General features: G+C 47.2%; 4 protein-coding genes. 1 reads left to right on the top strand and 3 read right to left on the bottom strand.

Translation table 11 applies throughout. The features are described from left to right. Positions 1 to 230: 230 nt before the first annotated feature. From B7X71_RS11775 to gloB, 3 genes are read right to left on the bottom strand one after another with little or no spacing between them, the layout of a single operon-like run. Positions 231 to 2114: a propionate--CoA ligase gene (locus B7X71_RS11775; protein ID WP_215387676.1), complete on the bottom strand. Its 1884-nt coding sequence runs from the start codon at positions 2112 to 2114 to the stop codon at positions 231 to 233. 35 nt (positions 2115 to 2149) lie between these two features. After that, positions 2150 to 3556, bottom strand: coding sequence for a transglycosylase SLT domain-containing protein (locus B7X71_RS11770; protein WP_293598125.1), 1407 nt, complete (start codon positions 3554 to 3556; stop codon positions 2150 to 2152). Then, entirely contained in the window at positions 3556 to 4362 is an 807-nt protein-coding gene (gloB, locus tag B7X71_RS11765; RefSeq protein WP_293600824.1) for a hydroxyacylglutathione hydrolase, read from the bottom strand. Before gloB ends, B7X71_RS11770 begins: the two co-directional genes overlap by 1 nt. Before the next feature lie 6 nt (positions 4363 to 4368). On the opposite strand from gloB, the gene B7X71_RS11760 reads away from it, so the two are divergent. After that, a partial coding sequence (locus tag B7X71_RS11760; protein WP_293600823.1) for a class I SAM-dependent methyltransferase occupies positions 4369 to 4922 on the top strand: 554 nt, incomplete at its 3' end.

Raw genomic sequence — 4922 nt, 5'->3', positions numbered from 1 at the left:
TCTCCAGTCCCTGCTCCATCCGACGCTCAACACCCCAAAAAGACCAACCCAGGACTGTTTGTGCGGGAGGTGAGTGTCTTTAAGCGCTAGGGTAATTTAATAAGTTTTGAACCTAACAATGATACCAGTTTTGCGTATAAACCCTTGGATTCCCAGCCAATCAAGCCTGGAAGGTAATAAGCCCCCAAGTCATCCGACTGAGGGGCTTATTTTGATCATTTACAGAAGATTTAAGACTTCGCGCTTTGCTCGATGATGGTCTTAATTTGAGCTAAAACAGTCTGATCTTCCATGGTGCTGATATCGCCAGGATCACGCCCTTCAGCCACAGCTTGGAGAGCACGGCGAACAATCTTGCCAGAACGGGTCTTAGGCAAGGCCGTCACAATATAAACACGTCCTGGACGAGCAATCGCGCCCAATGTGGAGTCCACAGTTTTCATACACTCCGCTTCTAAAGTTGCGGTGTTAGAAGAATCCTTAGGAATCACAAAAGCAATCGCAGCCTGACCTTTGAGCTTATCTTCAATACCCACTACCGCCACTTCTGAAACATTGGAATGGCCAGAAATACTCTCCTCGATCTCACGAGTGCCTAAACGGTGGCCAGCAACGTTAATCACATCATCGGTACGGCCCAAGATGAAGAAATAGCCGTCATCATCTTTGATGCCCCAGTCAAAGGTGGAATAAATCGTCTTACCGGGAATGGTTTCCCAGTAGGTGCTAACAAAGCGCTTGTCATCACCCCAAACAGTTTGCATACAACCTGGAGGCAGGGGTCCCTCGATAGCAATCACGCCCTTCTTATCTGAACCCAACTCTTCTGAAGTAGCGTCATCCAACAACTTCATGTTGTAACCAAATGATGGAACACCAGGTGAGCCAAATTTATGCGGCATTACTTCAACGCCACGCTGAATTGCCAACATAGGCCAGCCAGTTTCTGTCTGCCAGTAGTTATCGACAATCGGCTTCTTAATCGCATCATGAATCCAACTTGCAGTTGGCTCATCCAAAGGCTCGCCCGCCAAGAACAAGGCACGTAATGTTGAAAGATCATATTTTGTTAAGAATGCAGGATCTTGCTTCTTCAAAACACGAACTGCTGTTGGCGCAGAGAACATGACTGAGACTTTGTACTTCTCTACCAGCTTCCACCAGATACCTGCATCTGGGCTCAATGGAGTGCCCTCGTACATGATCGTAGCCATACCATTAAGCAATGGGCCATAGATGATGTAGCTATGACCAACAACCCAACCAATGTCTGAAGTAGTAAACATGGTTTCACCAGGCTTGCCACAGAAGATGTGATTCATTGTGGACATCAAGGCCACAGCGTAACCACCGGTATCACGCTGCACACCCTTAGGCTTGCCGGTTGTGCCAGAGGTATACAAAATATAGGAAGGATGTGTGGCGTCAACCCACTCAACTGGCACCAAGTCATTTAAGTGTTTTTGGCGCTCACTTGCGTAATCTAAATCACGTCCAGCAACTGTCGTGAACTCAGTTAAGCCGCGGTTCACGATCAATACTTTTTCTGGTTTGTAACTTGCCAGCGTAATAGCCTCGTCTAGCAATGGCTTGTAGGGAACCGATTTGCCACCACGCGATCCTGCCTCTGAGGTCACAATCATCTTTGGTTTTGCATCATCGATACGTGAAGCAAGGCTATGGGATGCAAAGCCACCAAACACGACAGAGTGAATAGCACCAATACGCGCGCAAGCGAGCATTGCAAAACATGCTTCAGCAATCATCGGCATGTAGATCAATACGCGATCGCCTTTTTGAACGCCATTGGCCTTGTAGATAGCAGCCATACGATTAACTTCTTCGTAGAGCTCTTTAAATGTGTATGCTTTTTCTACATTGGTTTCTGTTGACACAGCAACGAGAGCAATTTGATCTGCGCGATCCTGAAGATGGCGATCAACCGCGTTGTAGCAAAGATTGGTTAAACCACCTTCAAACCATTTTGCAAACGGAGGGTTTGCGTAATCTAGAACCTTATTGAATGGCTTCTCCCAATGAATGAGTTTTGCCTGCTCTCCCCAGAAACCATCTGGGTCTTTAATGGAGCGTTCGTGTTCTGATTTATAGGACATGGTCAACCTAAATAAGTAAATTAAAGATTCTGAGATTATTGGATTTTGCTAGTTCCTTTGGCATTTGACGTCTTAGCTGCAGGGCTAGTAACTTTCGCAGATCCATTTTTCGCAGATTTTGCAAGCCCTGTCGATGCGTGTTTATGCTGAGAGCCAGAGCTATTTGAGGAAGATTTGCCCTGCCCCACTGCTTTCGAAGACTTTCCTGAGGAACAATTAGCCCCTTTTGCACATTTTTTAGGGGCTGGGGCTGGTTTAACTAGACTCAGATTCGCATTTTCTGCCATCGCCACTGAAATATCCCCAGAATTTTGGTTGGTTTTGGGGACAAGTACAGTTGAGCCAGCCCTTATGCGCATTCCTTTTGGAATCCCATTGATATCTCGTAGAGCATCAGCATCGACTCCCAGGGTCTTAGCAGCCTTATCCACTGGCTCAGTTTTTGCAATGCGCACCGCGGTCCAAGTGGAAAGTGGCTTGGTGTATTTTTTGAGGTTATCTTGAAAGATTTCTGCATGTCCAAAAGGCAGCAAAATCTGCTGATTGGCATTACTCAAAATCACCGGTTTATTAAATGATGGATTGAGATTATGAAACTCTTCAGATGGGATCTCTGCCAACTTAATCACTAGATCAACATCAATATCGCTACCAACATCTACCGCCACAAAATAAGGATGATTTTCCAATTCAGGCAAGACGATGCCATAGGCTTGGGGATCTAAAACGATCTGCCGGTAGGCCATCAACTTAGGGACATAGTTGCGAGTCTCATTCGGCATTTTGAGACTGAGGTAATCAGTTGGTAATCTAGCAGCCAAATTTCGCTTTTGGGCTTTAGCCACATTACCCGCCCCCCAGTTATAAGCTGCTAAAGCAAGCTCCCAGCTACCAAACTGCTTGTGTAAACGCTGCAAATAATCGAGGGCAGCATCAGTTGACTGCAATACATCCCTGCGCTCATCTCTAAAGACGTTTTGCGTCAGCTGAAAGTCTTTCCCGGTTGCTGGCATAAATTGCCATAAACCCATGGCCTTTGCACTGGATTTAGCATTCGTCACAAAAGCACTCTCAACAAAGGGAAGGAGCGCAATCTCCATCGGCATATTGCGTGTATGAACCTCTTGAACGATATAAAACAAATAACGTGAAGAACGTTCCATTGATCGATGCACATAGTCAGGTCGAGCACTTAACCACCTCACCTGCTCAATCTCCAGAGGAGTATTCATCGGCTCCATCTGAAAGCCATCGCGGATACGAATCCACAAATTACTCGATGGCGCATAGATGCTACTGACAGATTGATCCTTGAGATTGACCCGCTTCGCTTTTGCCGCCCGTGGATCTGATTGACCGGAGGAGTCCGAAGACCAATCTCCAGTACTTGCACAACCAGAGAGTGCAGCAATCAGCAAAATCGCTGCATAACGCCACAACATCAGAACCGATCCTTCCAGGCCCGAATTACCGCTAAAACATGTGCAGGTGTTGGCAATAATTTTTCACCAGAGACCTCGATAGCGGCATCGATTACAGCCTGTTGATCACAGCGCATGAAGGGGTTCACTTGCAACTCCTGTCCGATAGTCGTTGGCAAGGTTGGTAGATGTTGATCTCGCAGGGCCTTGGCAGTTTCCGCCCATGTGATGAGATTCGCATTATTGGGTTCAACAGCTAGAGCAAATCGGATATTCGACAAGGTGTATTCATGAGTGCAATACACCAGGGTATTTTTCGGCAAGGAGATGAACTTGGCGAGAGATTGACTCATCTGTGTTGGGGTGCCTTCGAATAAACGGACACAACCAGAGGCAAACAAAGTATCACCGCAGAACAACATAGGCTCGACCACATTAGCCTGCATATTCGCAAAGTAAGCAATGTGACTCAGAGTGTGTCCCGGCACCTCATACACCTCAAAGCTGATGCGCGGCGCAGCCACTTCAATCTTATCGCCTTCCATCATGGCATTAGTCCGAGCAGGAATATCAATGCTGGCTGGACCATAGACTGGAACCGATCCCAGCGCCTGCAGTAGATTCAAAATGCCACCAGTATGGTCAGCATGGTGGTGGGTAATTAAAATACCCGTCAAAGCGAGGTTTTGTTGCTCCAGGTATTTCAAGACCGGGTCAGCGTCGCCTGGATCTACGATCAATGCGGATTGACCATCATGAATGCACCAGATGTAGTTGTCATCAAAAGCCGGTATCGGCCAAACATGCAATAAAGTATTCTTCACCATACGCCCATGATACCAATCCCACCCTCACCATCTCAGATGCCTGCACCACCATGGAGTTCATGGGAAAAGTGGCTGCAATCGCCTCCAGGACGCTATGTGTTGGCCTGGGAGCAGAAATGCTTCAATCAGATCGTGGCTGATGTCTTCGGTTTTTATGCCGTACAAATCGGTTTGCCACAAATTAATACCCTGGCAGAAAACCGTATGCCTTTGCACGCGCTCCTGATTCACTCCAATGATCGCCAAAAACAGCTTACCGAATTCAATTGGCATCAGGTTGAAGGCAGTCCTAGCGAACTCCCTTTTGCCTCTGAAACCATCGATTTATTAGTGCTACCGCATGTCTTGGAATTTGCAGCAGATCCCCATCAAATTCTGCGGGAAGCTGAGCGCGTCCTGCGCCCAGAGGGTCGTCTCATTATTTCTGGCTTTAACCCAGCTAGTCTTTGGGGTATGCGCCAATATCTCAGCCGCTGGATAGGCAGCCCTTACCTGCCTCGGGACGGGCAATTTATTGGCCTGCTAAGAGTGAAAGACTGGTTGCAGCTATTGAACTTCTC

It is taken from the genome of Polynucleobacter sp. 39-46-10, assembly GCF_002282275.1.
Note: the sequence above shows the minus strand (reverse complement) of the source record. Positions and strands in the feature narration are given on the sequence as shown.

What these genes read in the sequence shown, in the direction of transcription:
- B7X71_RS11775 (WP_215387676.1), bottom strand. Translation starts at nt 2,114, where the DNA reads ATGTCCTATAAATCAGAACACGAACGCTCCATTAAAGACCCAGATGGT.
- B7X71_RS11770 (WP_293598125.1), bottom strand. Translation starts at nt 3,556, where the DNA reads ATGTTGTGGCGTTATGCAGCGATTTTGCTGATTGCTGCACTCTCTGGT.
- gloB (WP_293600824.1), bottom strand. Translation starts at nt 4,362, where the DNA reads ATGGTGAAGAATACTTTATTGCATGTTTGGCCGATACCGGCTTTTGAT.